Raw genomic sequence first — 23060 nt, forward strand, 5'->3', positions numbered from 1 at the left:
CTGCAGCCGGGTGAGACGCCCCCGCAGTTCGTGATCTTCTCCTGGGACGGTGCGGGCGAGGTCGGCAACGGTCTCTTCCCGCGCTTTCTGAAGCTGGCCGAGGACCACGACGCGAAGATGACGTTCTTCCTGTCCGGGCTCTATCTCCTGCCGGAGTCGAAGAAGCGGCTCTACAAGCCGCCGAACAATAAGGTCGGCGCCTCCGACATCGGTTATCTCACCGACGGCCACATCAAGGAGACACTGAAGTACGTCCGCCAGGCCTGGCTCGAAGGCCATGAGATCGGCACGCACTTCAACGGGCACTTCTGCGCGGGCAGCGGCACGGTCGCCAACTGGACGCCCGCGCAATGGCAGAGCGAAATCGACCAGGCGACATCCTTCGTCAAGGAATGGCGCACGAATACGGGCTGGACCGATCTGCCGTCGCTGCCCTTCGACTACGACAAGGAACTCGTCGGCGGCCGTACGCCCTGTCTCCTGGGCCAGGAGAACCTGCTGCCGACGGCGAAGAAGCTCGGCTGGCGCTACGACGCCTCGTCTCCCGGCGGCCGTCAGCGCTGGCCCCAGAAGAAGATGGGCGTCTGGGATCTGCCGCTGCAGGCGATGCCGTTCCCCGGGCACTCCTTCGAGGTCCTGTCCATGGACTACAACATCCTGGCCAACCAGTCGCAGAACTCCACGAAGGCGCCGCCGGCCAACTACCCGGGCTGGCGCAAGCAGGCCACCGAGTCCTACATCGCCGGTTTCAAGCGGGCCTACGAGACGAACCGTGCGCCGTTCTTCATCGGCAACCACTTCGAGGAGTGGAACGGCGGCATCTACATGGACGCCGTCGAGGAAGCCCTGAAGCACATCGCGGGCAAAAAGGACGTGCGCCTGGTCTCCTTCAGGCAGTTCGTCGACTGGCTCGACGTCCAGGACCCGAAGGTGCTCGCCGACCTGCAGGGCCTTGAGGTCGGCGCGGAGCCCACCGGTGGCTGGAAGGGACTCGGGAAGGCCGTCTGAAATGGGACTTTCCGCAACCCCGGGGGGCGCGGAAGATCCCCGAAACAGACATGCGAAACTTTTCACATGAGTGCCGCCTGCCGCGCCCCCCACAGCACGAACCGCAGCCGTAGCCGCAGCCGCGCCGCCCTTCTGGGCGCTGGGGCCGCGGTCGCCGCGCTGACCCTGTCGGCGTGCGGCTCGGGCGGCACGTCCGGCGGCTCGGGGAACACGAACTTCGTCACCGGCTCGGACGGCATCGCCACCGCCGGCAAGGGCGAGCGCCAGGACGGCCCGAAGCTGGAGGGGGAGACCCTCACCGGCAAGCACCTCGACGTCGACGGCTACAAGGGCAAGGTCGTCGTCCTGAACGTCTGGGGCTCGTGGTGTTCGCCGTGCCGGGCCGAGGCGCCGAACTTCGCGAGGGTCTCGAAGGACACCAAGGACAAGGGCGTGCAGTTCATCGGGATCAACACCCGTGACCCGCAGAAGGATCCCGCGCTCGCGTTCGAGAGGGAGTGGAAGATCTCCTATCCGAGCCTGCACGATCCGATGGGCAAGCTGATGCTGCGCTTCCCCAAGGGCACGATGAACCCGAAGTTCATCCCCTCCACGATCGTCCTCGACCGGGACGGGAAGATCGCGGCCCGCTCGCAGCAGGCGCTCAACGAAGAGAAGCTGCGCAAGATGATCGACCCGCTCATCGCGGAGAAGTGATCTTGCTGTGATGTCCACTCTCGCCGCCGTCGGCGAAGCGAACCAGACCGTGATGAACGGAGCGCTCCTCCTGGCGCTGCCCGTCGCGGTCCTCGGCGGTCTCGTCTCCTTCTTCTCCCCGTGCGTACTGCCGCTCGTGCCGGGATATCTGTCGTACGTCACCGGGGTCGGCGGCACCGATCTCGCGGAGGCCAAGCGGGGGCGGATGGCCGCCGGGGCCGGGCTCTTCGTGCTCGGTTTCACCGCCGTCTTCGTCTCCACCGGCGCGCTCTTCGGGTACGTCGGGCAGAACTTGCAGGACTACCAGGACGTCATCACCAAGGTGCTCGGCGCCCTGATGATCGTGCTCGGCATCTTCTTCATGGGGCTCATGCCCTGGCTGTCCCAGCGGGAGTTCCGCTTCCACAAGAAGCCCGCCGCCGGGCTCGCGGGTGCTCCGGTGCTCGGCGCGCTGTTCGCCGTGGGCTGGGCGCCCTGCGTGGGGCCCACGCTCACCTCCGTCAACTCCCTGGCACTCGACCAGGGGAGCGCGGGGCGCGGGGCCATACTGAGCGTCGCGTACTGCGTGGGGCTCGGGTTGCCGTTCATCCTCGCGGCGATCGCCTTCCGCAAGGCGCTCGGCGCGTTCAGCTGGGTGAAGAAGCATTACGTCTGGGTGATGCGCATCGGCGGCATCATGATGATCGCGACCGGGCTGCTGCTTGTCACCGGCGTCTGGGACAGCATCGTGCAGGAGATGCAGGTCTGGTCCAACGGCTACACGGTGGGGATTTGATCCATGAGCAAGACCGAAGCCCCTGAAGAGCAGGCCGGCCCGGGACAGGGCGAGCAGGACCTGGGTGCCGCCGGCGCCCAGCTCTCCACGGCCCCCGTGGACCGGGCGATGCCCGGCTCCTTCGGCGGCCGGCGCGCCCCCGGCGTCAGCGGGTGGCTGAGCTGGACGGGCCGTGAAGTCGTCGGCTGGACGCGGTGGATGTGGCGGCAGCTGACGTCGATGCGCGTCGCGCTGCTCCTGCTGCTCCTGCTCTCGCTCGGCGCGATCCCCGGTTCGCTCATCCCGCAGACCAGCATCGACGAGCTGAAGGTCCAGGACTTCAAGGCGGCGCACACCACGCTCGCGCCGATCTACGAGAAGCTCCAGCTGTTCGACGTCTACAGCTCCGTGTGGTTCTCGGCGATCTACATCCTCCTTTTCATCTCCCTCATCGGCTGCATCGTGCCCCGCACCTGGCAGTTCGTCGGCCAGCTGCGCGGCCGCCCGCCGGGCGCGCCCAAGCGGTTCGACCGGCTGCCCGCGTACACCACGTGGCGCACCGAGGCCGAGCCCGAGCAGGTCCACGAAGCCGCGCTCGATCTGCTCAAGGGCCGCCGCTTCCGCGCGGACCTCACGGCGGGCAAGGACGGCGCGGCTGCGTCCGTCGCCGCGGAGAAGGGCTATCTGCGGGAGGCGGGCAACCTCTTCTTCCACATCTCGCTGATCGTGCTCCTGGTGGCCTTCGCCGTGGGCGCCCTGTTCAAGTCCGAGGGCGGCAAGCTCGTCGTCCAGGGCGACGGGTTCTCCAACACCCTCACCCAGTACGACAACTTCAAGTCCGGCAGCCTCTTCAACACCGACGACCTGGCGCCGTTCAGCTTCCGCCTTGACAGCTTCGACTCCTCCTTCGAGCGGAAGGGCCCCGAGAAGGGGACGGCCCGCACCTACCGGGCGAACGTCACCTACAGCGAGGGTGTCGATGGACCGGAGAAGAAGAAGGCGATCGAGGTCAACAAGCCGCTCGAGGTCGACGGCTCGAAGGTCTACCTGATCGGCCAGGGCTACGCGCCGACCGTCACCGTCCGGGACGGCAGGGGCAAGGTCGTCTCCAGAACATCCGTGCCGCTGCTGCCCATCGACAGCAATGGCACGGCGACCGGCGCCATCAAGGTGCTCGACGGCTACCGGGACAAGAACGGGAAGAAGGAGCAGCTCGGCTTCAACGCCTTCTTCGTGCCGACGTTCGCGGGCTCCGGCCAGGGCAACATGTTCTCCCAGTTCCCGGCGCTGGACTATCCCGTGCTCGCGCTGTCCGCGTACCACGGGAGCCTCGGGGTGGACTCCGGGCTGCCGCAGAACGTCTACCAGCTCGACACCAGCAAGATGACCAAGTTCAAGGACGCCAAGGGCGAGCTCCTCAAACAGCGGATGCGGCCCGGCGAGACGATGAAGCTGCCGAACGGCGCCGGCTCGATCACGTTCGAGAAGGACATCAAGCGGTGGGCGACCTTCCAGATCTCCCAGCAGCCCGGCAGCATGTGGGCGCTCATCGGGGCGGTCTCCGCCATCGTCGGCCTCGCCGGATCGCTGTTCATCCAGCGCCGCCGCGTGTGGGTGCGGGCCGTCCGTGGCGCTGACGGCGTCACCGTCGTCGAGATGGCGGGGCTCGGCCGCAGTGAGTCCGCCAAGCTGCCCGAAGAGCTGGGCGACCTCGCGGCGCACCTCCATGAGAAGGCGCCGAGCGCGCCCGATCCAGACCCATCCGATGACCCGGCCGACCGTGCCGATCATGCCGACGCCCCCGATGTCGTGCATGCCGACTCCACCCCCCAAGTTGTTCCTGCCGAAGGGGCTGAGAAGTGAATCTCGCCACCACCCTCGCCGCCGAACCGAACGAGAACCTCGCGAACATCAGCAATGTGCTGGTCTACTCCGCGATGGCCGTCTATCTCCTTGCCTTCTTCGCGCACATGGCGGAGTGGATCCTCGGCAGCCGCAGCAAGGTCGCCCGCACGGCCGCCGCGCTGACCCCCCAGACCGCTGCCGCCGGAGCCAACGCGCCCGCCGTCACCGTCAAGGCCAAGGGCGGCACCGCTGTCCTCGACCGGCCGAAGACGGCACCCAAGGTCATCACCCGCTCCGTCACCGGCACCCGCGACGTGCCGGACGGTCCCGGTGCGTCGGCCGGAAGCGAGAAGGGGGACCTCTACGGCCGTATCGCCGTGTCCCTCACCGTGCTCGCGTTCCTCGTCGAGGCCAGTGGTGTGGTCACCCGCGCGCTGTCCGTGCAGCGGGCGCCGTGGGGCAATATGTACGAATTCAATCTGACGTTCTCCACGACGGCCGTCGGTGTGTACCTCTTGTTCCTGGCGCTGAAGAAGAACGTCGGCTGGCTCGGCCTTCCGCTGGTCACCACGGTCCTCCTCGATCTCGGTCTCGCCGTCACTGTCTTGTACACCGCCAGCGACCAGTTGGTTCCCGCCCTTCACTCGTACTGGTTGTGGATCCACGTCTCCACCGCGATCTTCTGCGGCGCGACGTTCTATCTGGCCGGCGTCGCGACGATCCTCTACCTCTTCCGCGACTCCTACGAGAACAAGCTGGCCGCGGGCGGAAAGCCCGGCCGCTTCGCGACCTCCGTCCTGGAGCGCCTCCCGGCCGCGGCCTCGCTCGACAAGTTCTCGTACCGCGTGAACGCCGCGGTCTTCCCGCTGTGGACGTTCACGATCATCGCGGGCGCGATCTGGGCGGGCGACGCGTGGGGCCGCTACTGGGGCTGGGACCCCAAGGAGGTCTGGTCCTTCATCACCTGGGTCGCCTACGCCTGCTACCTGCACGCGCGCGCGACGGCGGGCTGGAAGGGCCGCAAGGCCGCCTACCTGGCGCTGATCGCCTTCGGCTGCTGGCTGTTCAACTACTACGGCGTGAACATCTTCGTCACCGGCAAGCACTCGTACGCCGGGGTCTGAGCCCCTCGGGAGTGCGGAACGGGATGTACCGGGCCACGCTTGGGCCATGACCGCGACGATCGGGCAGGGCACGAGCAGGACGGAGAGCCTCACCGGCAGCGGGGCGCCGATCCAGCACCTCCATTACGAGCTCCACCTTCCCCACCCTGTGGAAAAGGTCTGGGCGGCGGTGGCCACCCCGGAGGGTCTTCCGGGGTGGCTGGCCGCCGCCGACGTGTTTGAGCCGAGGCTCGGTGGCGCGGTCGTACTGCGCTGGCTCAACGGGGACGAGGCGGCGACCCACGTCGGGCACGTCACCGCGTGGGACCTGGAGCGCGTCGCCGAGTACACGATCGACCTGCACGGACGGTGCCGTTTCCACCTGGAGACGGCCGACGGCAGGTCCGGCACGACCCTCCGCTTCACGAACGAGTTCGCGGGCGACGACGAGCTGCGCCTGGACTGCCTCGCCGGCTGGCACAACCACTTCGAGTTCCTGGTCGACGCGCTCGACGGGCGGCCGAAGGACTGGTCGACGTGGAGCCTGGGCCGGTGGCAGGAGCTACGGGACGCGTACGCGAAGAGCGAGTGATCGGCCCAGGTGATCGGCATCGGTGATCAGCCCGGATGGTGAACCCGAGTGGTCAGCCCCGGTGATCAGCCCGAATGGTTAGCCCGGTGGTCAGCCCCGCGTGACCGAGTCCGGCCGCACCCGCAGCAGCAGCTTCCCCGTGCTCGTGCGCGCCCCCATCAAGCGATGCGCCTCCGATGCGTCGGCCAGCGGGAACTCCGCCGTCACCGGCAGCTCCACGGTCCCGTCCGCCACCTTCGCGAACGCCCGTGCGGCGACCTCGCGCAGGGCCTCGGGTGCCGACGTGGCGAGGGAGAGGATCGAGAAGCCGAAGACGCCGAGCCCCGTCCCGTACAGCTCCGGCTGGCCCACCCGCCACGGCTCCGCCGAGCTCGCGTTGCCGAAGGAGACGAGGCGCCCGAAGACGGCGAGCGCGGCCAGTCCGCCGCGGAAGGCGTCGCCGCCGACCGGGTCGAGGGCGAGGTCCACCCCGCGCCCGCCGGTGGCCGCGCGCACCTCCGCGGCGAAGCCGCCGTCTCCGGAGTCGCCGCCGTCTCCGGAGTTCCCGGAGTTCCCGGAGTTCCCGGAGTTCCCGGGGCTCCCGATGAACACCTCGTCGTAGCCGTGCTCCAGTGCGTACTTGGCCTTGGCCTCGCTCGACACGACGCCGTACACCGCGCCCGCGCCGCCCGCCTTCGCCAACTGGCCCACCACCGTGCCGATTCCACCCGCAGCGCCCTGCACGAGGACCGTCTCGCCCGCGCGCAGCCGTCCCACTTCGTGGAGCAGCGCCTGCGCGGTGGGCAGGACCGTAGGGAGCGTCGCGGCCGTGCGCAGGTCCACGCCGGTCGGCAGGGCGAACACCGTCGTCGCATCGGCGAGCGCGACCTCCGCGTACGCGCCGCCTGCGGTGAGCGCGGCGACCTCCTGGCCGACCTCGAACCCCTCGACGCCCGCCCCGAGCGCCCGTACGTGCCCGGAGACCTCGAGGCCCGGCACGTAGGGGAGGGAGGGGACGCGGTAACCCTCGCCGCGGGCCTTCAGGTCGGCGAAGTTCACGCCGGTGTAGGCGACGTCGACGGTGATCTGGCCGGGGCCCGGCTCGGGGACGCGCGCGTCCACCGCCTTCAGGACCTCCGGGCCGCCGTACGCCTGGAACTGGATCGCGCGCATGGTGGCCGTGGTGGCCGTGGTGGGTGTCGTGGGCGTGGTGGACATGGGCGAGCACCCTTCGAGTGTTCAACGGGAAGCGAACACTCGTGAGTGTATGGTTTTCATCGAACACTAGGCAAGAGGTGTCCCTGTGGCGAACCATCACCACCGCGCGGCGCCGGTGCACGTCCACCCGGACGAGGTGCCCGTGCTGGCCGCGCTCACCGCGCTGGCGGATCCCGTACGCCTGGAACTGGTAAGGGAGTTGGCGTCGTCCGCCGACTGGACCAGGTCCTGCGGCAGCTTCGACGTCCCCGTCGGCAAGGCGGCGCTGAGTCATCACTTCGGGGTGCTGCGGGGAGCGGGCCTCGTCGAGCAGCGGGACGAGGGCCCTCGGCGGGTCAACCGGCTCCGCCGCGAGGAGTTCGACGCCCGCTTCCCCGGGCTGCTCGCGCTGGTCCTGCGGGCCGACTAGGCCCGACCAGGCACGACCAGGGCGGACTAGGCACGACCAGGGCGGACCAGGCACGACCAGAGCGGACCCAGAACGGACCGGGACCGGCGTCGGCCGCGCGCTCAGGCGCTCCAGCCGCCGCCGACCGCACGGCTCGACAGGAACGAGTCGCGCAGCGCCTTGCGCAGGCCGGGGACGATCTCGTCGAACCGCGCGGCGAGCGCCTTGAGCGCCTGCTTGTGGGTGCGGCGGTCTCCCCGGCTCCACACGCAGGTCACCTCGAGCTCGGCCGCGAACACGGCCATGGCCAGGTCCTCCAGTGGGATCGACGCCGGGTCGGCTCCGCCGAGCACGGTGTCGCGCACCCGCTTCTGCAGGGCGCGCACCTCCTCCGGGTGGGCGACGGTGACGCGGTCGGCCGGGATGAGCCCCATCAACTTGCCTCGGGAGAGGGTGACTTCACCGGCAGCGGCGAGCTGGTCGCGGACGGGTGTCTCCGCGGTGTGGGCCTTGTTGTGCACGAACTGGAGCCAGCCCTTGGGCTTGTTCTCGGGCAGATCGCTCCACACCGTGACGACGAAGGCGTCGTCCGGCGTCTTCCCGGGCTTGCGGATCACCTTGCCTCCCGTGGCGTCGAGCAGCCCGTCGCGGGCCAGCTCGGTCAGGGCGCCGGCACGCAGCAACTGGCCGCGTCCTTGCAGGTTGTCGATCTGGAACTTGCCCTGGTCCACGGTGTAGCAGAGCAGGTAGAGGCTTTGCGGCAGGGTCTGGGGCATGGCATCTCCCACGAGAAGCGTGCGGGTTTCTGGCGTTTCTGGTTTCCGGTCCGGTCCGGTCCGGTTCCGGTTCCGGTTTCTGATTTCCGGTTTCAGGTTGCCGATTGGCTCTCGAAGCCCAGGTGTTCGGCCAGGAAACGTTCCGCCGCGGCGTAGAGGGCGATCACGTTCTCCGGGTTCTCGATGGCGTGGCCCTCGTCCTCCATGACGATGTACTCGACGGGGACGTCTCGCGCGCGGAGGGCTTCGACGAGCTGGTCGGACTCGGCGAGCACGACGCGGGCGTCGTTGGCGCCATGCACCACCATCAGGGGTGTGCGGATCCGGTCGACGCGGCTGATCGGGGAGCGGGCCAGCATGTCGGCCTCCTGCTCCGGGTCGGCCGGGTCGCCGACGTACGTGAACCAGTTGTAGGCGAGCATCGGCTTGACGAAGTCGGGCTGGCTGCGCATGAAGTTGGCCAGGTCCGAGATGCCGACGACGTCGATGGCGGCGGCGAAGACGTCCGGCGTGAAGGTGACTCCGACCAGCGACGCGTAACCGCCGTACGAGCCGCCCATGATGGCCACGCGCTCCGGGTCCGCGTACCCCTGCTCGACCGCCCACCGCACGCCGTCGATGAGGTCGTCGTGCATCTTGCCCGCGAACTCGCCGATGCCTGCCCTGGTGAAAGCCTTGCCGTAGCCGGTGGAGCCACGGAAGTTGATCTGCAGCACGGCGCAGCCTCGGTTGGCGAAGAGCTGCGCGGCGGGGTGGTACCCCCAACTGTCCCGGCTCCAGGGGCCGCCGTGGACGAACAGTACAAGTGGCAGCCGGGACGGCTCGGCGCCGATCGGCAGCGTCAGATACGAGGGCAACGTCAGGCCGTCGCGGGAGGTGATCGACACCGGTCGCATCGGTGCGAGGGAGTCGGGGTGGAGGTGCGGCTTCGCCCGGTGGAGCAGGCGGCTCTCACCGGTGGTGTGGTCGTAGAGGTAGGTGACCCCGGGGTCGCGGTCGTGGGTGAAGCCGGCCACCCACCGCTGGCCGCTCTCGTCGGAGGAGAGCCCGGCGAGATCACCGTCGGAGAGCTTCTCCAGGTTCTCCAGTACGGCGGCGAAGTGCGGGTCAAAGGCGTGGATCACCTGCCGCTCCCCGAGGTAGCGGACGCCGAGCAGCTCACCCGTGAGCCTGCTGCGGATCAGGGGGGAGGGCAGCGCGGGAAAGACCCGGGCGCGGGTGTCCAGGTCGTACCGCGGGTGGGAGTCGACCTCTTCCTCCTTGCCGGTGGCCAGGTCGAGCCGGGTCAGGCGGAGACGGTCGCTCCCGCTGTTCGAGCCGAGCCACACCCCGGAGCCGTCCGGGGTGACCTCCATCGGGTAGATGCCCAGAGGCGCGTCACCGCCCTCGAACCGCGCCACGGGGGTCGGTTCTCCCGTCGCCGCGTCCCAGCGGGACAGCTCGACGTCGCCCTCGGCCGTCGTCGCCACCGCGAACAGTTCGCGCTCGCCGTACAGCCACCCTTCGACCCTGCCGTCGGAACTCTGGGCGAGGGTCGTGAGGTCGCCGGTGGCGATGTCCAGTTCTACGAGGTCGAACTGGGCCCGGTCGCGCAGGTTCAGCTGGGTGATCACCTTGCCGGGCCGCCCCGCGGGCAGGTCCAGGCCCACGGTCCGCACCCCGGGGTAGGGGGTGAGGTCAACCGCGGGGGTGGCCGGGTCCTCCAGGTCGACGCGGTAGATGTGCAGGTTCTCGTCGCCGCCCTGGTCCCGCGAGTAGAGCAGCCAGCGCGGGTCACGGGTCCAGTGGTAGCTCACCACTCCGCGGTCCTCGGTGGTCACGCACCGCGCGTCGCCCGGTGCGTCGACGCTCTCGATCCAGACGTTCATGCGGTTCTTCCAGAGGGCCAGGTACGCCAGTTGCTTGCCGTCAGGCGAGAGGCTCGCCTTCGCGCGAGTGGGCGGCCCGAAGAAATCCTCGACGGAGATGGTCTCCCGCAGTGCCATGTCGATCCTTCCGTGGTCAGCTCCAGGTGTCACTAAATGACAGTGTCACTTAATGACACAGGCTTCAAGTAGGTCCGGAGTAGAAGGAGTTGCGAATCGTCGAGTGACCCACGTCACATCAGGAAGGGTAGCCATGTGTGTCACTTAATGACACGATAGCGCTCAGTGACATTGAGAATCGAACCTTGCCCCCAGACGAACTCGGGAGAACTGACCACCATGAAGGCCAAGAGCTTCCTTGGGACAGAGTCCGACAAGCAGGCGGAGCAGACGGAGCAGGCGGAGCAGACGGAGCAGGCGGAGCAGACGGCGCCCCGGCAGCAGTCCTCGGTCCTCGACCAGGCCGGAGGCACCAAGGGGATCGTCTACTCGGCGCTGCCCGTGGTGGCGTTCGTCGTCGCCAACAGCGCGGGCGGACTGCGGGTGGCGGTCATCGCCGCCCTCGCGGTCGCGATCGGCATCGGCGTGCAACGGCTGGTGCGCAAGGAGTCGGTGCAGCCCGCGATCGGCGGCGTGTTCGGCGTCGCGGTCGCCGCGGGCATCGTCTGGCTCACCGGATCCGCCAAGGACTACTTCCTCATCGGCATCTGGGCGAGCCTGGCCGGCGCCATCCTCTTCGTACTCTCCGTCCTGGTGCGGTGGCCGCTGGCGGGCGTGATCTGGAACGTGGCCACCGGCAAGGGCACCATCTGGCGCGCGGACAAGCGCTCGCGGCTCTACTACGACGTCGCCACTCTGACGCTGGCGGCCGTGTTCGGCGCCCGGTTCGCAGTCCAGCAGTACTTCTACGTGACCGACCAGGTCGGTTCGCTTGGCTTCGCCAAGGTCGCCATGGGCTTCCCGCTGCTCGCCCTGGCCCTCCTGGTGGTCGCCTGGGCCGCCCGGCGCTCGAACAAGCGGCTTGCGGCGATCGGTCTGCTGCCCGCCAAGCGCGCCTGACCTCCGAGAATGCCGCAGTGACGACGAGGAGGCGGAAACCCCGATGGACCTGTGCCGCGCCGCCGGCCTGGCCGATGAGGTGGTCAACCGCTTTGCCGGGAACCGGACTTCGAGCGAGGCGCACGAGGCCGACGGCTTCTGGAAGCTGGCCCGTGGCACCCGGGAGTCGCTCATGCGCCAGCGCGCTCCGCACGCACTCGAGGCCGTCGGTGCGCAGCTCACGGAGCACGCACCCGCGAGCGTCGCGAGCGGAGGTGACCGGCATGGCGGCGGCCGAGCGCGGCGGAAACGGAATGAGTGACGAGCGGCGCCGTCGGCTGCGTCTTGAGGTCTCCCGCGAGGCCTCGCGTCTGTTCTGGGAGCAGGGCGTGGATGCCACCAGCGGTGACCAGATCGCCGAGGCGGTGGGTCTGTCCACGCGTACGATCTGGCGGCACTTCCGCAGCAAGGAGAGCTGCGCGGAACCCATCGTGACGCAGGGCGTGGAGTGGGAGTTGAGCGCGTTGCGGAGCTGGCCGCGCCACCTCTCTCTGGAGGAGCATTTCGCCGCGGAGGTCGTCAGGTACGAGGATGCCGCCGGTGCCAGGGAGCACGCCGACACCTTGCTCGCGGTCAGGATGATCCGGCTCGCGGACCATGAGCCGGCGATCCGGACGGCCTGGCTCATGGCCTGTGATGACGTGGAGCGGGAGATGACCGTGGTCATCGCGAAGCGTCTGGGCCGCCCGGCCGAGGACCTCGCCATGCGGCTGTACGGGGCGGCGGCCTCCGGCGCCTTCCGGGTCGTGAACGAGGAGCTCGGCGCCGCCGCGCTGCGCGGTGTCGTTCCCGAGGATCTGGAGGGTGACGTGATCCGTCGCGTGGCGGGAGCGGTGCGCGACGCCACAGGCGGCGCGATCGGCGGCGCGATCGGCGACACGGTCGCCTAGTCCTCGCCGGTGCGGTCGCCTAGCCCTCGTCGACGCCGATGTCCTCGTGCCACAGCTCCGGGCGCGCCGCGATGAAGTCCTCCATCATCGCCGCGCACGAGGGGTCGTCGAGGATCACGATCTCCACGCCGTGCTCCGCGAGCCAGTCGTGCCCGCCGTGGAACGTCCGCGCCTCGCCCACGATCACCCGCGAGATCCCGAACTGCCGTACCAGTCCGCTGCAGTACCAGCAGGGCGAGAGCGTCGTGACCATCGTCGTCCCGCGATACGTGCGCTGCCGCCCCGCGTCCCGGAACGCCGACGTCTCCGCGTGCAGGGACGGATCGCCGTCCTGCACCCGCCGGTTGTGCCCGCGCCCCAGCAGCACGCCGTCCGCGCCGTAGAGGGCGGCGCCGATCGGTACGCCGCCCTCCGCGAGCCCCTGCCGGGCCTCCTCGACGGCGGTCGCGAGCCACGCGCGGGCCTGTTCCTGATCCAGTTCCTGATCCAGTTCCTGATCCATGGGCGCACCTTCCTTCCACACGTCATCGTCACGTCATCGTCCCTGCCGATGAGCCCATCGGCAGGACGCCCCACTGGCTCGTGGACCAGCGCATACGTCCGCTCGTAGCTTCATGGGCATGACCTCAGAGAACAAGGGCACGGCCCAGCTCACCGCAGCGATGGTGCTCTCCGGCACCCTCGGAATCTTCGTCGTCGAGTCCGGTGCGTCGGCCTTCAACGTCGTGTTCTTCCGGGTGCTCTTCGGCGCGCTCGCCCTGGGCGCCTACGCCTTCGCCCGCGGCTACTTCCGCGATCACGGCCTCACCCCGAAGAAGCTCGGACTCGCGGCGCTCGGCGGCGCGTTCATCGTCTTCAACTGGGTGTTCCTCTTCAAGGCGTACGAGGCGACCTCGATCTCGCTGGCCACCGTCGTCTACCACACGCAGCCTTTCCTGCTCGTGCTGCTCAGTGCCATCATCTTCCGCGAGCGCCTGACCAAGCATCAACTAATGTGGCTGGCAACGGCGTTCGCCGGGCTCGTCCTCGTCTCCGGAGTGCGCCCCGGCGACCTCGGCTCCCTCACCGGCATCGGCCTCGCGCTCCTGGCCGCGCTGCTCTACGGCCTCTCCACGCTCGTCACCAAGCGCATCACCGGTGTACGCCCGCACCTCATCGCCCTCGTCCAAGTCATCGTCGGCATACCGCTGTTGCTGCCCTTCGCGGACTTCGGCGCGATGAGCGGCACGGGCGCCGGATGGGGCTGGCTCGTCGGGCTCGGCGTCATCCACACCGGCCTGATGTACGTCCTGATGTACGCGGCGTACGCGAAGCTGCCCACCGCCAAGATCGCCGTACTCGCCTTCACGTACCCGGCGGTCGCGATGGTCGCCGACTGGGCGGTCTACGGGCACCACATCGGCCTCGTCCAGGCGCTCGGCGTACCGCTGATCGTCCTTGCGAGCCTGAAAGTCAACCGTGCCAAGTCGCCTAAGTCAGTGGCTGGTTCACGGTCTCCGCTGCCTGCTCCCGCACCAGCCGTACCGACTGGTCGATGAAGAGCCGCACATGCGAGGCAAGGCGTTTCCCCGCCCGCCACGCCAGCTGCGTGTGCAGCGCGAACGGCGGCTCCCACGGCAGCGCGACGAGCACCCCCGAGGTCAGTTCCTCGCGCACCGCCATCCGCGGGAGCAGCGCCACCCCGAGGCCACCGGCGACACCTCGCTTGGTGGCCTCGATCGTGCCGAACTCCATGAAGGGCGGCGGGGCGCCGTTCCGCGTCCGCAGCTCGTCCTCGAACAGATCGCGGTAGGGGCAGCCCGGCTCCGTGCCGACCAGCTGCACCGCCGCCAGATCGCCGGTGGCGAGCGAGTCGCCGCCGTGCCCGGCCAGCGGATGCGTCGGCGCGCAGACCAGGACCAGCGGCTCCTCGGCGAGGACCTCGGTCTCCAGGCCCGCGTGCTCGGTCTCCCGCTCCATCAGGAACCCGACGTCGTACGTCCCCTGCCGCAGCGCGTGGCGGGTCTCGTCGCCCAGGGTGGGGCGCAGGGAGAGCTGCACCTTGGGGTAGCGGTGGTGGAAGAGTTCGAGCAGCGGGGGCAGGCGGTAGGAGGTCAGGGACTCCATCGTGCCGACCGCGATCGCGCCGCTCGGCTCCCCGGCGTCGACGACCGCGGAGCGCGCCTCGTCCGTCAGCTCGATGATCTGCCGGGCGTAAGGGAGCAGGCGCTCGCCCGCCTCCGTCAGACGGATGCGGCTGCCGAGCCGGTCGAAGAGTTCGGCGTCGAGCGAGGACTCCAGGGAACGGATCTGGCTCGTGACGCTGGACTGGGCGTACTTCAGCTCGGCCGCGGCCTGCGTGAAGCTGAGTACGGACGCGACCTTTTCGAAGGTGACGAGCAGCCGCAGTTCCATCATCAGCCCTCCGTGCCCCGGTCCCGCTTCTTGTCGTCCGGATCCTCGTCCCTGAGGGACTTCAGGAACTCGGGGTTGTCGTCCGGCGCCACCCACTGTCCGCCGCGCCCGGGGCGCCGGCCGGCTCCCGCGGCAGGCGTCTTGCGCGCCTTGCCCGTGACGAACCAGGCGATGGGTCCGAGCAGGACCTCTCCGAAAAGCAGCACGATGATGACCCAGACCACCTTCGGCAGATGCCTGACCTCCTTCTCCGGAGTGTTCAGTACATCGATGAAGGCATAGATCCACACGGCCAGGACCAGCAGGAACGGCAGATACCTGAGCATGTTGGCGCGATTCCCCAAGCGACGAAGGACGGGCGGCGTGCGGGCCCCGCTGTCGGGGCCAGGGTAGCCGGTGACCGATACTTGACCGCATGGCTTATGACGATCTTCGCTCCCTGCTCCGTGCACTGGAGCGCGAGGGCGATCTCAAGCGCATCAAGGCCGAGGTCGATCCGTATCTGGAGGTCGGCGAGATCACCGACCGGGTGCAGAAGTCCGGCGGCCCCGCGCTCCTCTTCGAGAACGTCAAGGGCTCGGCGATGCCCCTTGCGATGAACGTGTACGGGACGGACCGCCGCCTCCTGAAGGCGCTCGGCCTGAAGTCGTACGGCGAGATCAGCGAGAAGATCGGCGGCCTCCTGAAGCCGGAGCTGCCGCACGGCTTCGTCGGCGTGCGCGAGGCGTTCGGGAAGCTCGGCGCGATGACGCACGTACCGCCGAAGAAGGTGAAGTCCGACAACGCGCCGGTGCAGGAGGTCGTCCTCACCGGCGACGACGTCGACCTGGAGAAGCTGCCCGCGCTCTTCACCTGGCCCGAGGACGGCGGCTCCTTCTTCAACCTGGGCCTGACCCACACCAAGGACCCGGACACCGGCGTACGCAACCTCGGTCTGTACCGCCTGCAGCGCCACGACAAGCGCACCATCGGCATGCACTGGCAGATCCACAAGGACAGCCGCAACCACTACCAGGTGGCCGCCCGCAGGGGCGAGAAGCTGCCGGTCGCGATCGCCTTCGGCTGTCCGCCCGCCGTCACGTACGCCTCCACGGCCCCGCTGCCCGGCGACATGGACGAGTACATGCTGGCCGGGTTCATCCAGGGCAAGCGCGTGGAGATGGTCGACTGCAAGACGGTCCCGCTCCAGGTGCCCGCGCACGCCGAGGTCGTCATCGAGGGCTGGCTGGAGCCGGGCGAGATGCTCCCGGAGGGCCCCTTCGGCGACCACACCGGCTTCTACACGCCGCAGGAGGACTTCCCCGCCCTGAAGATCGACTGCGTGACGATGCGGAAGCGTCCGCTGCTCCAGTCGATCGTGGTGGGCCGCCCGCCGACGGAGGACGGCCCGCTCGGCCGCGCCACCGAACGCTTCTTCCTGCCCCTCCTCAAGGTGATCGTCCCGGACATCGTCGACTACCACCTGCCGGAGTCCGGCGGCTTCCACAACTGCGCGATCGTCTCGATCGACAAGAAGTACCCGAAGCACGCGCAGAAGGTCATGCACGCCATCTGGGGCGCCCACATGATGTCGCTGACCAAGCTGATCGTCGTCGTGGACAAGGACTGCGACGTCCACGACCTGCACGAAGTGTCCTGGCGCGCGCTCGGCAACACCGACTACGCCCGCGACCTGACGGTGGCCGAAGGTCCCGTCGACCACCTCGACCACGCCTCCTACCAGCAGTTCTGGGGCGGCAAGGCGGGCATCGACGCGACGAAGAAGCTGCCCGAAGAGGGATACACACGGGACGGGGGCTGGCCGAACATGGTCGAGTCCGACCCGGAGACGGCGTCGAAGGTCGACCGCCGCTGGAAGGAGTACGGGCTCTAAAGATGAGTGCTGATTCAGCGACTCCCGAACTCTTCGGGCCCGAGCCCGCCCCGCCCGGCAAGGTCAAGGCGTTCCTGCGCCTCGTCATGATCGAACACTCGGTCTTCGCCCTGCCCTTCGCCTACATCGCCGCGCTGACCGCGATGTTCCAGCTGGACGGGAACATCCACTGGGGCCGGCTTCTCCTGGTCACGATCTGCATGGTCGGCCTGCGGACGTTCGCCATGGCCGCCAACCGGATCATCGACCGGGAGATCGACGCCAGGAACCCGAGGACCGCCCACCGTGAGCTCGTCACGGGCGCCGTCTCGGTCAAGTCCGCCTGGACCGGCGCGCTGATCGCGCTCGTCGTGTTCCTCGGTGCCGCGGCCCTGCTCAATCCGCTCTGCCTGGCCCTCGCGCCCATCGCGGTGATCCCGATGGTGGTCTATCCGTACGGCAAGCGGTTCACGAACTTCCCGCAGGCGATCCTCGGTCTCGCCCAGGCCATGGGCCCCGTCGGCGCCTGGATCGCCATCACCGGCGAGTGGTCCTGGCAGGCCGTCATCCTCGGGCTCGCGGTCGGCGTCTGGATCGGCGGCTTCGACCTGATCTACGCCTGCCAGGACGTGGAGACGGACCGCGAGGTCGGCGTGATGTCGGTGCCCGCGCGGTTCGGCATCTCCAACGCGATCTGGGGTGCGCGCGGCTGCCACCTCGTGACCACGGCCCTGTTCGTCTGGTACGCGGCGGACACCGGCGCGGGAGTGTTCCTCTGGCTCGGACTCGCGGTGGTCGCGGGCGCGTTCGTCTACGAGCACTCCATCGTGAAGCCCCATGACCTCTCGCGGCTCAACCGCGCCTTCTTCCAGGTCAACGGCTTCATCGGCATCGCGCTCTTCGTCTGCGCCCTGCTCGATCTGCTGGTGCGCGGCCTGACCGTCTAGGCTCACAGCGTGAAGCCAGGAGATACGCAGCGTAAGCCTTGGATCGTGGGGGTGTCGGGGGCGTCGGGGACCCCGTACGCCGCCGCCGTGCTGCGGGCGCTGCTCGCTGCCGGGGAGAGCGTGGACCTGGTGGTCTCGCGGGCCTCGCGTCTGACGATCCTCGACGAGACGGGCATCGCCTTCCGGGACGCGCACTGGCAGGAGGACCTGCGGGAGTGGCTCGGACGCGGGGCCGAAGGGAAGCCGGGCACCTTCGACGTACCGGTGGACGACGTGCGGTACTGGGCGGCCGGGGATCTGGCCGCCGGGCCCTCGTCGGGGTCGTACGCGACCAAGGGGATGCTGATCGTGCCCGCGTCCACGGCGTGCGTGGCCGGGGTGGCGCTCGGGCTCTCGAAGGATCTGCTGCAGCGGTCGGCGAGCGTGACGCTCAAGGAAGGCCGCCGGCTCGTGGTCTGCGTACGCGAGACGCCGCTGAACGGGCAGACGCTGAAGCACTTGGTGACGCTGGACGAGGCGGGCGCGATCGTGCTGCCCGCCTCTCCGGCGTTCTACGCGGGGGCGACGCACATCCAGGATCTGGTGGACTTCGTCGCGGGGCGGACGCTGGATGCGGCGGGGGTGCCGCACACGCTGTACCGCCGGTGGGAAGGGAACCTGGGAGGCGCTTCCCGTGCGGAATGAGCGCCCCGAAGGGGCGCGGGGAGCTGCGCGCTCAGCCACGACGAACGCCCAGCCGCCGCTGATCCGCGCTCCCGCGGCGGGACTATCGCTTCTTGGCGCCCCGGGACTTCTTGGTGGTCCTGGGCGCCGCCGCAACAGTCGCACGCGAGCGGTTGGCCAAGTCCTGCAGCTCGCGCATCCGGGCGTAGGCCATCTCGATCGAGTACACGGTGTGACTCACTCCTGAGTGTTGGTTGTGAAGTGCCGTTTGAAGAATCCTCGCCGATCGGCGGAGATTCCGAAAGATTCACAGGGGTTCAACCCTGTTGCACCTTAGATTCTACACATAGACTCGCGGTATCGCTGAATAATGAAAGGCATCGCACCTATGGACGCCGTGGACAGGCAGCTCATCCAGGCACTGCGCGAGAACGGCAGGGCCTCGTACGCCGAACTCGGTCGGCTCGTCGGCCTCTCGGGGCCGAGCGTCACGGATCGGATCAACCGTCTCGAAGCGGCGGGCGTCATCACCGGCTACCGCGCGACCGTGGACTCCGCGTCGCTCGGCCTGGGCGTCATCGCCCTCATCGGCATCTCCCTCTCGGACGCCGCCGACCACGAGGACGTGGCACGGCGCCTGAAGGACCTGCACGAGATCGAGGACTGCTGGTTCATCGCGGGCGACGACTCGTACATGCTCAAGGTCCGGGCCAGCGACGTGGACGGCCTGGAGAAGACGATCCGCAGGCTGAGCGGCACGAAGGGCGTCTCCAGGACGCGTACGACGATCGTGCTCTCCACGAAGTGGGAGAACCGGGTCGGGGAGCTGCCGGAAGAGGGCTAGGCGGGTAGGCGTACGGTTGGCGAGGCCTGCTTTACGCAGACATTTAGAGCAGACGGAACAGACACGGAGAGGCGGCCGGGAATGGACGCTGGGCTCAAGCGCGAGCTGGAGCAGAAGGTCCGCGCGGGTGAGCGGTTGTCCCGTGAGGACGGCATCGCCCTCTACGCATCGGACGATCTGGCCTGGCTCGGCGGTCTCGCCCACGAGGTGCGCACGCGCAAGAACGGCGACGTCGTGCACTTCAACGTCAACCGTCACCTCAACATGACGAACGTGTGCACCGCCTCGTGCGCGTACTGCTCGTTCCAGCGCAAGCCGGGCGAGAAGGACGCGTACACGATGCGCATCGAGGAGGCCGTCCGTCTCGCCAAGGCGATGGAGGGCGAGAACCTCACCGAGCTGCACATCGTCAACGGCCTGCACCCGAACCTGCCGTGGCGGTACTACCCGCGTTCCCTGAGCGAGCTCAAGAAGGCGCTCCCGGACGTGTCCCTGAAGGCGTTCACGGCGACGGAGATCCACCACTTCGAGACGATCTCGGGGATGTCGGCATCCGACATCCTGGACGAGCTGATCGAGGCGGGCCTCGAGTCGCTGACCGGCGGCGGCGCGGAGATCTTCGACTGGGAGGTCCGCCAGCACATCGTCGACCACCGCACCCACTGGGAGGACTGGTCGCGCATCCACCGCCTCGCGCACGAGAAGGGTCTCAAGACCCCGTGCACGATGCTGTACGGCCACATCGAGGAGCCCCGTCACCGGGTCGACCACGTGCTGCGCCTGCGCGAACTCCAGGACGAGACCGGCGGGTTCCAGGTCTTCATCCCGCTGCGCTACCAGCACGACTTCGTGGACATGAAGGACGGCAAGGTCAGGAACCGCCTCCAGGCGCGGACGACCATGGCGTCGGGCGCCGAGGCCCTGAAGACCTTCGCGGTCTCGCGTCTCCTCTTCGACAACGTCCCGCACGTCAAGGTCTTCTGGGTCATGCACGGCCTGCAGACGACGCAGCTCGCGCTGCAGCACGGCGCGGACGACATGGACGGCTCGGTCGTCGAGTACAAGATCACGCATGACGCGGACGACTTCGGTACGCCGAACAAGCTGACGCGGGAAGACCTGCTCGACCTCATCCGCGAGGCGGGCTTCCGCCCCGTCGAGCGGAACACCCGCTACGAGTCGATCCGTGAGTACGAGGGTCCGGACCTGTCGCTGCGGGAGACGCCGCAGGCGATGCGGGTCTGACGGACCTCACGCGCGAGCGAGCCCCGGCCTCACGAGGCCGGGGCTCGCTGCGTTGTCCGCGATGCGGAACACGGTTGAGGCGCGCGGCCGGTAATGGTTAATCTTGCCCTATGGCGCTTACCTTCCGGCTGGACCCGGCGATCGATCCCGCCCTCCGCGACGGCGTACTCGCCCTCTGGGCCGACGTGTCCAACGCCGGCGGGGCCGTCGGTTTCGTACCGCCCGTGACGGTCGAGGACATACGGCCCGAGTGGCTCAAGCGCCTGGCCCAGCTGAGCGAGGGGGACACCCGGCTGCTCGTCGGGTACGACGAGGACGGTGCCGTCGCCGCGACCGCCTTCCTCGCGTACAACACGCACCGCCTGATGAAGCACTGGATCTGGCTGTACGTGGTGATGGTGCACCCCAAGCACCAGGGCAAGGGATACGGGCGGGATCTGATGTCCGCCGCCGCGGACGCCGCCCGCGGGCTCGACGGGATCGAGGCGATCCGGCTGACCTGCAGGGGCGGCACGGGAGTCGACCGGTTCTACGAGTCCTGCGGATACAAGGAGGTCGGGCGGGTGCCCGGCGCGATCCGCGTCGCCCCCGACGACGACCGCGACGACATCACCATGTTCCTGCCGCTGGGCTGAGGGTCCACGAGAGGGCTCACCCCCCTGCTGGAGGCGACCCCTCCCATGCTTCACTGGAGGGGCTCGTCCTACTCGGGCCAATTTCGGAACGGAAGAGTGGATTGACATGCTCCGCTACACGCTGATGCGCCTCGGGGTCTTCGTGGGCTGCTTTTTCGCGGTCTGGGGACTTGTCTACGTCGGGGTCCTGCCGAAGGGCCTCGGGGACTCCAACCTCCTCTGGGTGCTGCTGCTCGCGCTCGTCGTCTCCGCGCCCATCAGCTTCGTGGTGCTGCGGGGGGAGCGGGACCGGGCATCGATCCAGGTCGTCGAGCGCGTGGAGCGCACGAAGGCCAACCTGGAGGCGAACCGCACCCAGGAGGACCTCGCCGACGACGCGGCGCGCGCCAAGTCGTAGCCGGTCGCGCGGGCCCCTGCGGCTCGTAAGGTTCGTCACAGAGACTTCACGGCCCCGGCCCTTGAGCACCTGCTCCAGGGCCGGGGTTTCTTGTGTCCCAGGGGCGACTCACCCTCTGATTGGGCACGTCTACCTCAAACAAGACCTTTGATGTTCTCAAAGTTCAAGTGTTAACGTGTTCGCCATGAAGACAGCAGCCGCGCACCGCATCGCCATGAGCGTTCCGCTCGTGGCGCGCCTGCATGTCGATCTCTGCCGCTGCATGTCCGCGGCCTGTCGTTGCCGTCGTTGAACCGCGCGAGCGACAAGCACCAAGTGACATCTGCACTGCAGCGGCGCCGTTACGGCCGTTCCGTCTGACCCTTCGCGGTCGCCGCTCCCTCACGTCCCCCCTGCCATTACCCGGAGTGTGTCCGTGTCCGCGAAGTCCCCCGTATCCCCGGCCCCGTCGGCCGAGCAGCCGAAGTCCGGCTCCCGGATACCCCAGTTCCTGAAGCTGCCCTTCTGGGCGCAGATCCTCGGCGGTCTGGTCCTCGGCGTCCTGCTCGGCTGGCTGGCCCGCAGCCAGGACGTGTCCTGGCTCGTCACCACCCTGGACAAGGTCGGAAGCACCTTCATCGGGCTCCTGAAGCTGGCGGTCGCCCCGCTGGTCTTCTTCGCGATCCTGGTGTCGATCACCAACCTCCGCAAGGTCAACAACGCGGCGCGGCTCGCCTCGCAGACGCTGGTCTGGTTCATGATCACGTCGCTGATCGCGGTCGTCATCGGCCTCGCGATCGGCCTCCTCACGAACCCGGGCGCCGGCACCGGCCTCACCCCGAAGGACGGCGCCAAGCCGGACGAGGCGGGTACGTGGATCGACTTCCTCACCGGGATCATCCCGACGGACGTCGTCACGCCGTTCACGGAACTCAACGTCCTGCAGATCGTCTTCATGGCAGCCGTCGCCGGTATCGCCGTACTGAAGATCGGTGACAAGGCGCAGCCGATCCTGGACCTGAGCGAGTCGGTGCTCGCCCTCCTCCAGAAGGCCCTGTGGTGGGTCATCAAGCTCTCGCCGATCGGCACCATCGGCCTCATCGGCTTCGCCATCGCCGACTACGGCTGGGACCTGATCAGCAAGTACGCGACGTTCACCGCCGACATCTACATCGGCTGCGCCATCGTGATGTTCGGCGTCTACCCGCTGCTGCTCTCCACGGTCGCCAAGGTCAACCCGCTGCAGTTCTTCAAGGGCGCCTGGCCCGCGATCCAGCTGGCCTTCGTCTCGCGCTCCTCGGTCGGCACGATGCCGGTCACCCAGAAGGTCACCGAGCGCCTCGGCGTGCCGAAGGAGTACACGTCCTTCGCGGTGCCGTTCGGCGCCACGACCAAGATGGACGGCTGCGCCGCGATCTACCCGGCGATCGCCGCGATCTTCGTCGCGCAGATCTTCGACGTGCAGATGGGCATCAAGGAGTACGTGCTCATCGCCTTCGTCTCGGTGGTCGGCTCGGCCGCGACGGCCGGCCTGACGGGCGCCACGGTCATGCTGACCCTGACCCTGTCGACGCTGGGCCTGCCGATGGAGGGCGTGGGCCTGCTGCTCGCCATCGACCCGGTCCTGGACATGATGCGCACGGCCACGAACGTGGCGGGCCAAGCGGCCATCCCGGTGATCGTCGCCGCCCGCGAGAAGATCCTCGACCGTGAGGCCTACGAGAACGCGTCGGCCTCGCCGCTCGACGGGTTCGACAGGTCCGCCGACGAGCCGCAGACGGTGCCTGCCGCTGCCTGATGTCCCCCGGCTCGTGGTGAGCGTGCCCCCGTGCCCCCGTACCCAGGTCTTGGGTGCGGGGGCACGCTCATGGGTGGTGACGGGTGGGTGGTGG

At 68.6% G+C, this 23060-nt stretch carries 26 protein-coding genes; 19 read left to right on the plus strand and 7 right to left on the minus strand.

Annotation, left to right across the window (positions count from 1 at the left end; all coding sequences use genetic code 11):
* The 6 genes from AC5P1C_RS34965 to AC5P1C_RS34990 all read left to right on the plus strand — a co-directional run.
* Positions 1 to 1008 (plus strand): polysaccharide deacetylase family protein (locus tag AC5P1C_RS34965; RefSeq protein WP_493870008.1); only part of this gene is annotated, 1008 nt, incomplete at its 5' end.
* Between the two features lie 66 nt (positions 1009 to 1074).
* Positions 1075 to 1704 carry a TlpA family protein disulfide reductase gene (locus AC5P1C_RS34970; protein ID WP_493870009.1) on the plus strand — a complete coding sequence of 210 codons (630 nt, stop codon included), beginning with the start codon at positions 1075 to 1077 and terminating at the stop codon, positions 1702 to 1704.
* Between the two features lie 10 nt (positions 1705 to 1714).
* Entirely contained in the window at positions 1715 to 2479 is a 765-nt protein-coding gene (locus AC5P1C_RS34975; protein WP_493870010.1) for a cytochrome c biogenesis CcdA family protein, read from the plus strand.
* Between the two features lie 3 nt (positions 2480 to 2482).
* Positions 2483 to 4321 (plus strand): cytochrome c biogenesis protein ResB, encoded by a 1839-nt coding sequence (resB, locus tag AC5P1C_RS34980; RefSeq protein WP_493870011.1) that lies wholly within the window; start codon positions 2483 to 2485, stop codon positions 4319 to 4321.
* Positions 4318 to 5427 (plus strand): c-type cytochrome biogenesis protein CcsB, encoded by a 1110-nt coding sequence (ccsB, locus tag AC5P1C_RS34985; protein ID WP_493870012.1) that lies wholly within the window; start codon positions 4318 to 4320, stop codon positions 5425 to 5427. The genes resB and ccsB overlap by 4 nt, the downstream gene beginning before the upstream one ends.
* A gap of 46 nt (positions 5428 to 5473) precedes the next feature.
* Positions 5474 to 5998, plus strand: a complete 525-nt coding sequence (locus AC5P1C_RS34990) for an SRPBCC domain-containing protein (protein WP_493870013.1) — start codon at positions 5474 to 5476, stop codon at positions 5996 to 5998.
* Positions 5999 to 6088: 90 nt separating this feature from the next.
* Here the strand turns inward: AC5P1C_RS34990 and AC5P1C_RS34995 are convergent, their stop codons facing one another.
* Positions 6089 to 7150: a quinone oxidoreductase family protein gene (locus AC5P1C_RS34995; protein ID WP_493870075.1), complete on the minus strand. Its 1062-nt coding sequence runs from the start codon at positions 7148 to 7150 to the stop codon at positions 6089 to 6091.
* Positions 7151 to 7280: 130 nt separating this feature from the next.
* On the opposite strand from AC5P1C_RS34995, the gene AC5P1C_RS35000 reads away from it, so the two are divergent.
* Entirely contained in the window at positions 7281 to 7604 is a 324-nt protein-coding gene (locus AC5P1C_RS35000) for an ArsR/SmtB family transcription factor (protein ID WP_493870014.1), read from the plus strand.
* Between the two features lie 101 nt (positions 7605 to 7705).
* Here AC5P1C_RS35000 and AC5P1C_RS35005 read toward each other — a convergent pair whose 3' ends face one another.
* Positions 7706 to 8359, minus strand: coding sequence for a GOLPH3/VPS74 family protein (locus AC5P1C_RS35005; protein ID WP_493870015.1), 654 nt, complete (start codon positions 8357 to 8359; stop codon positions 7706 to 7708).
* A 92-nt stretch (positions 8360 to 8451) separates the two neighbouring features.
* Complete coding sequence (locus AC5P1C_RS35010) at positions 8452 to 10344, minus strand: S9 family peptidase (RefSeq protein ID WP_493870016.1); 1893 nt, start codon at positions 10342 to 10344, stop codon at positions 8452 to 8454.
* A 219-nt stretch (positions 10345 to 10563) separates the two neighbouring features.
* Here AC5P1C_RS35010 and AC5P1C_RS35015 point away from each other — a divergent pair, with 219 nt between their 5' ends.
* From AC5P1C_RS35015 to AC5P1C_RS35025, 3 genes are read left to right on the plus strand one after another with little or no spacing between them, the layout of a single operon-like run.
* Positions 10564 to 11283: a DUF3159 domain-containing protein gene (locus AC5P1C_RS35015; RefSeq protein ID WP_493870017.1), complete on the plus strand. Its 720-nt coding sequence runs from the start codon at positions 10564 to 10566 to the stop codon at positions 11281 to 11283.
* A 43-nt stretch (positions 11284 to 11326) separates the two neighbouring features.
* On the plus strand, positions 11327 to 11584 hold the full coding sequence (locus AC5P1C_RS35020) for a hypothetical protein (protein ID WP_493870018.1): 258 nt from the start codon (positions 11327 to 11329) through the stop codon (positions 11582 to 11584).
* Positions 11547 to 12212 carry a TetR/AcrR family transcriptional regulator gene (locus AC5P1C_RS35025; RefSeq protein ID WP_493870019.1) on the plus strand — a complete coding sequence of 222 codons (666 nt, stop codon included), beginning with the start codon at positions 11547 to 11549 and terminating at the stop codon, positions 12210 to 12212. Before AC5P1C_RS35020 ends, AC5P1C_RS35025 begins: the two co-directional genes overlap by 38 nt.
* A 19-nt stretch (positions 12213 to 12231) precedes the next feature.
* Here the strand turns inward: AC5P1C_RS35025 and AC5P1C_RS35030 are convergent, their stop codons facing one another.
* Entirely contained in the window at positions 12232 to 12714 is a 483-nt protein-coding gene (locus AC5P1C_RS35030) for a nucleoside deaminase (protein ID WP_493870020.1), read from the minus strand.
* A gap of 118 nt (positions 12715 to 12832) precedes the next feature.
* On the opposite strand from AC5P1C_RS35030, the gene AC5P1C_RS35035 reads away from it, so the two are divergent.
* Positions 12833 to 13750 (plus strand): DMT family transporter, encoded by a 918-nt coding sequence (locus AC5P1C_RS35035; protein WP_493870021.1) that lies wholly within the window; start codon positions 12833 to 12835, stop codon positions 13748 to 13750.
* Here AC5P1C_RS35035 and AC5P1C_RS35040 read toward each other — a convergent pair.
* The gene (locus tag AC5P1C_RS35040; RefSeq protein ID WP_493870076.1) at positions 13683 to 14606 is read right to left on the minus strand and encodes a LysR family transcriptional regulator; all 924 of its coding nucleotides are present in this window, start codon (positions 14604 to 14606) and stop codon (positions 13683 to 13685) included. The two genes, AC5P1C_RS35035 and AC5P1C_RS35040, sit on opposite strands and share 68 nt — an antisense overlap.
* A gap of 2 nt (positions 14607 to 14608) precedes the next feature.
* A complete protein-coding gene (locus tag AC5P1C_RS35045; protein WP_493870022.1) occupies positions 14609 to 14932 on the minus strand; it encodes a PLD nuclease N-terminal domain-containing protein in 324 nt (107 codons plus the stop codon).
* 89 nt (positions 14933 to 15021) lie between these two features.
* Here AC5P1C_RS35045 and AC5P1C_RS35050 point away from each other — a divergent pair, with 89 nt between their 5' ends.
* Genes AC5P1C_RS35050 through AC5P1C_RS35060 form a run of 3 tightly spaced genes read left to right on the plus strand, consistent with a single transcriptional unit; the run spans position 15022 to position 18089 of the window.
* Positions 15022 to 16479, plus strand: a complete 1458-nt coding sequence (locus AC5P1C_RS35050) for a menaquinone biosynthesis decarboxylase (protein WP_344519134.1) — start codon at positions 15022 to 15024, stop codon at positions 16477 to 16479.
* A gap of 2 nt (positions 16480 to 16481) precedes the next feature.
* On the plus strand, positions 16482 to 17405 hold the full coding sequence (gene mqnP, locus AC5P1C_RS35055; protein ID WP_351174115.1) for a menaquinone biosynthesis prenyltransferase MqnP: 924 nt from the start codon (positions 16482 to 16484) through the stop codon (positions 17403 to 17405).
* Between the two features lie 9 nt (positions 17406 to 17414).
* Entirely contained in the window at positions 17415 to 18089 is a 675-nt protein-coding gene (locus tag AC5P1C_RS35060) for a UbiX family flavin prenyltransferase (RefSeq protein WP_493870023.1), read from the plus strand.
* A gap of 82 nt (positions 18090 to 18171) precedes the next feature.
* Here the strand turns inward: AC5P1C_RS35060 and AC5P1C_RS35065 are convergent, their stop codons facing one another.
* Positions 18172 to 18309, minus strand: a complete 138-nt coding sequence (locus AC5P1C_RS35065; RefSeq protein WP_493870024.1) for a hypothetical protein — start codon at positions 18307 to 18309, stop codon at positions 18172 to 18174.
* Positions 18310 to 18456: 147 nt separating this feature from the next.
* Here AC5P1C_RS35065 and AC5P1C_RS35070 point away from each other — a divergent pair, with 147 nt between their 5' ends.
* From AC5P1C_RS35070 to AC5P1C_RS35090, 5 genes are all read left to right on the plus strand, one after another.
* Positions 18457 to 18912 carry an Lrp/AsnC family transcriptional regulator gene (locus AC5P1C_RS35070; RefSeq protein ID WP_249588502.1) on the plus strand — a complete coding sequence of 152 codons (456 nt, stop codon included), beginning with the start codon at positions 18457 to 18459 and terminating at the stop codon, positions 18910 to 18912.
* A gap of 81 nt (positions 18913 to 18993) precedes the next feature.
* Positions 18994 to 20157 (plus strand): aminofutalosine synthase MqnE, encoded by a 1164-nt coding sequence (gene mqnE / locus AC5P1C_RS35075; RefSeq protein ID WP_493870025.1) that lies wholly within the window; start codon positions 18994 to 18996, stop codon positions 20155 to 20157.
* A gap of 110 nt (positions 20158 to 20267) precedes the next feature.
* Positions 20268 to 20792 carry a GNAT family N-acetyltransferase gene (locus AC5P1C_RS35080; protein WP_493870026.1) on the plus strand — a complete coding sequence of 175 codons (525 nt, stop codon included), beginning with the start codon at positions 20268 to 20270 and terminating at the stop codon, positions 20790 to 20792.
* Between the two features lie 106 nt (positions 20793 to 20898).
* A complete protein-coding gene (locus AC5P1C_RS35085; protein ID WP_493870027.1) occupies positions 20899 to 21189 on the plus strand; it encodes a DUF4229 domain-containing protein in 291 nt (96 codons plus the stop codon).
* A 415-nt stretch (positions 21190 to 21604) separates the two neighbouring features.
* Positions 21605 to 22966: a dicarboxylate/amino acid:cation symporter gene (locus tag AC5P1C_RS35090; RefSeq protein ID WP_493870028.1), complete on the plus strand. Its 1362-nt coding sequence runs from the start codon at positions 21605 to 21607 to the stop codon at positions 22964 to 22966.
* Positions 22967 to 23060 lie beyond the last annotated feature (94 nt).

Source organism: Streptomyces sp. A18 (genome assembly GCF_059026065.1).

Coding starts and splice junctions, on each gene's coding strand:
- AC5P1C_RS34970 (WP_493870009.1), top strand. CDS start 1,075: ATGAGTGCCGCCTGCCGCGCCCCCCACAGCACGAACCGCAGCCGTAGC.
- AC5P1C_RS34975 (WP_493870010.1), top strand. CDS start 1,715: ATGTCCACTCTCGCCGCCGTCGGCGAAGCGAACCAGACCGTGATGAAC.
- resB (WP_493870011.1), top strand. CDS start 2,483: ATGAGCAAGACCGAAGCCCCTGAAGAGCAGGCCGGCCCGGGACAGGGC.
- AC5P1C_RS34990 (WP_493870013.1), top strand. CDS start 5,474: ATGACCGCGACGATCGGGCAGGGCACGAGCAGGACGGAGAGCCTCACC.
- AC5P1C_RS34995 (WP_493870075.1), bottom strand. CDS start 7,150: ATGCGCGCGATCCAGTTCCAGGCGTACGGCGGCCCGGAGGTCCTGAAG.
- AC5P1C_RS35005 (WP_493870015.1), bottom strand. CDS start 8,359: ATGCCCCAGACCCTGCCGCAAAGCCTCTACCTGCTCTGCTACACCGTG.
- AC5P1C_RS35010 (WP_493870016.1), bottom strand. CDS start 10,344: ATGGCACTGCGGGAGACCATCTCCGTCGAGGATTTCTTCGGGCCGCCC.
- AC5P1C_RS35015 (WP_493870017.1), top strand. CDS start 10,564: ATGAAGGCCAAGAGCTTCCTTGGGACAGAGTCCGACAAGCAGGCGGAG.
- AC5P1C_RS35020 (WP_493870018.1), top strand. CDS start 11,327: ATGGACCTGTGCCGCGCCGCCGGCCTGGCCGATGAGGTGGTCAACCGC.
- AC5P1C_RS35025 (WP_493870019.1), top strand. CDS start 11,547: ATGGCGGCGGCCGAGCGCGGCGGAAACGGAATGAGTGACGAGCGGCGC.
- AC5P1C_RS35030 (WP_493870020.1), bottom strand. CDS start 12,714: ATGGATCAGGAACTGGATCAGGAACTGGATCAGGAACAGGCCCGCGCG.
- AC5P1C_RS35035 (WP_493870021.1), top strand. CDS start 12,833: ATGACCTCAGAGAACAAGGGCACGGCCCAGCTCACCGCAGCGATGGTG.
- AC5P1C_RS35040 (WP_493870076.1), bottom strand. CDS start 14,606: ATGGAACTGCGGCTGCTCGTCACCTTCGAAAAGGTCGCGTCCGTACTC.
- AC5P1C_RS35045 (WP_493870022.1), bottom strand. CDS start 14,932: ATGCTCAGGTATCTGCCGTTCCTGCTGGTCCTGGCCGTGTGGATCTAT.
- AC5P1C_RS35050 (WP_344519134.1), top strand. CDS start 15,022: ATGGCTTATGACGATCTTCGCTCCCTGCTCCGTGCACTGGAGCGCGAG.
- mqnP (WP_351174115.1), top strand. CDS start 16,482: ATGAGTGCTGATTCAGCGACTCCCGAACTCTTCGGGCCCGAGCCCGCC.
- AC5P1C_RS35070 (WP_249588502.1), top strand. CDS start 18,457: ATGGACGCCGTGGACAGGCAGCTCATCCAGGCACTGCGCGAGAACGGC.
- mqnE (WP_493870025.1), top strand. CDS start 18,994: ATGGACGCTGGGCTCAAGCGCGAGCTGGAGCAGAAGGTCCGCGCGGGT.
- AC5P1C_RS35080 (WP_493870026.1), top strand. CDS start 20,268: ATGGCGCTTACCTTCCGGCTGGACCCGGCGATCGATCCCGCCCTCCGC.
- AC5P1C_RS35085 (WP_493870027.1), top strand. CDS start 20,899: ATGCTCCGCTACACGCTGATGCGCCTCGGGGTCTTCGTGGGCTGCTTT.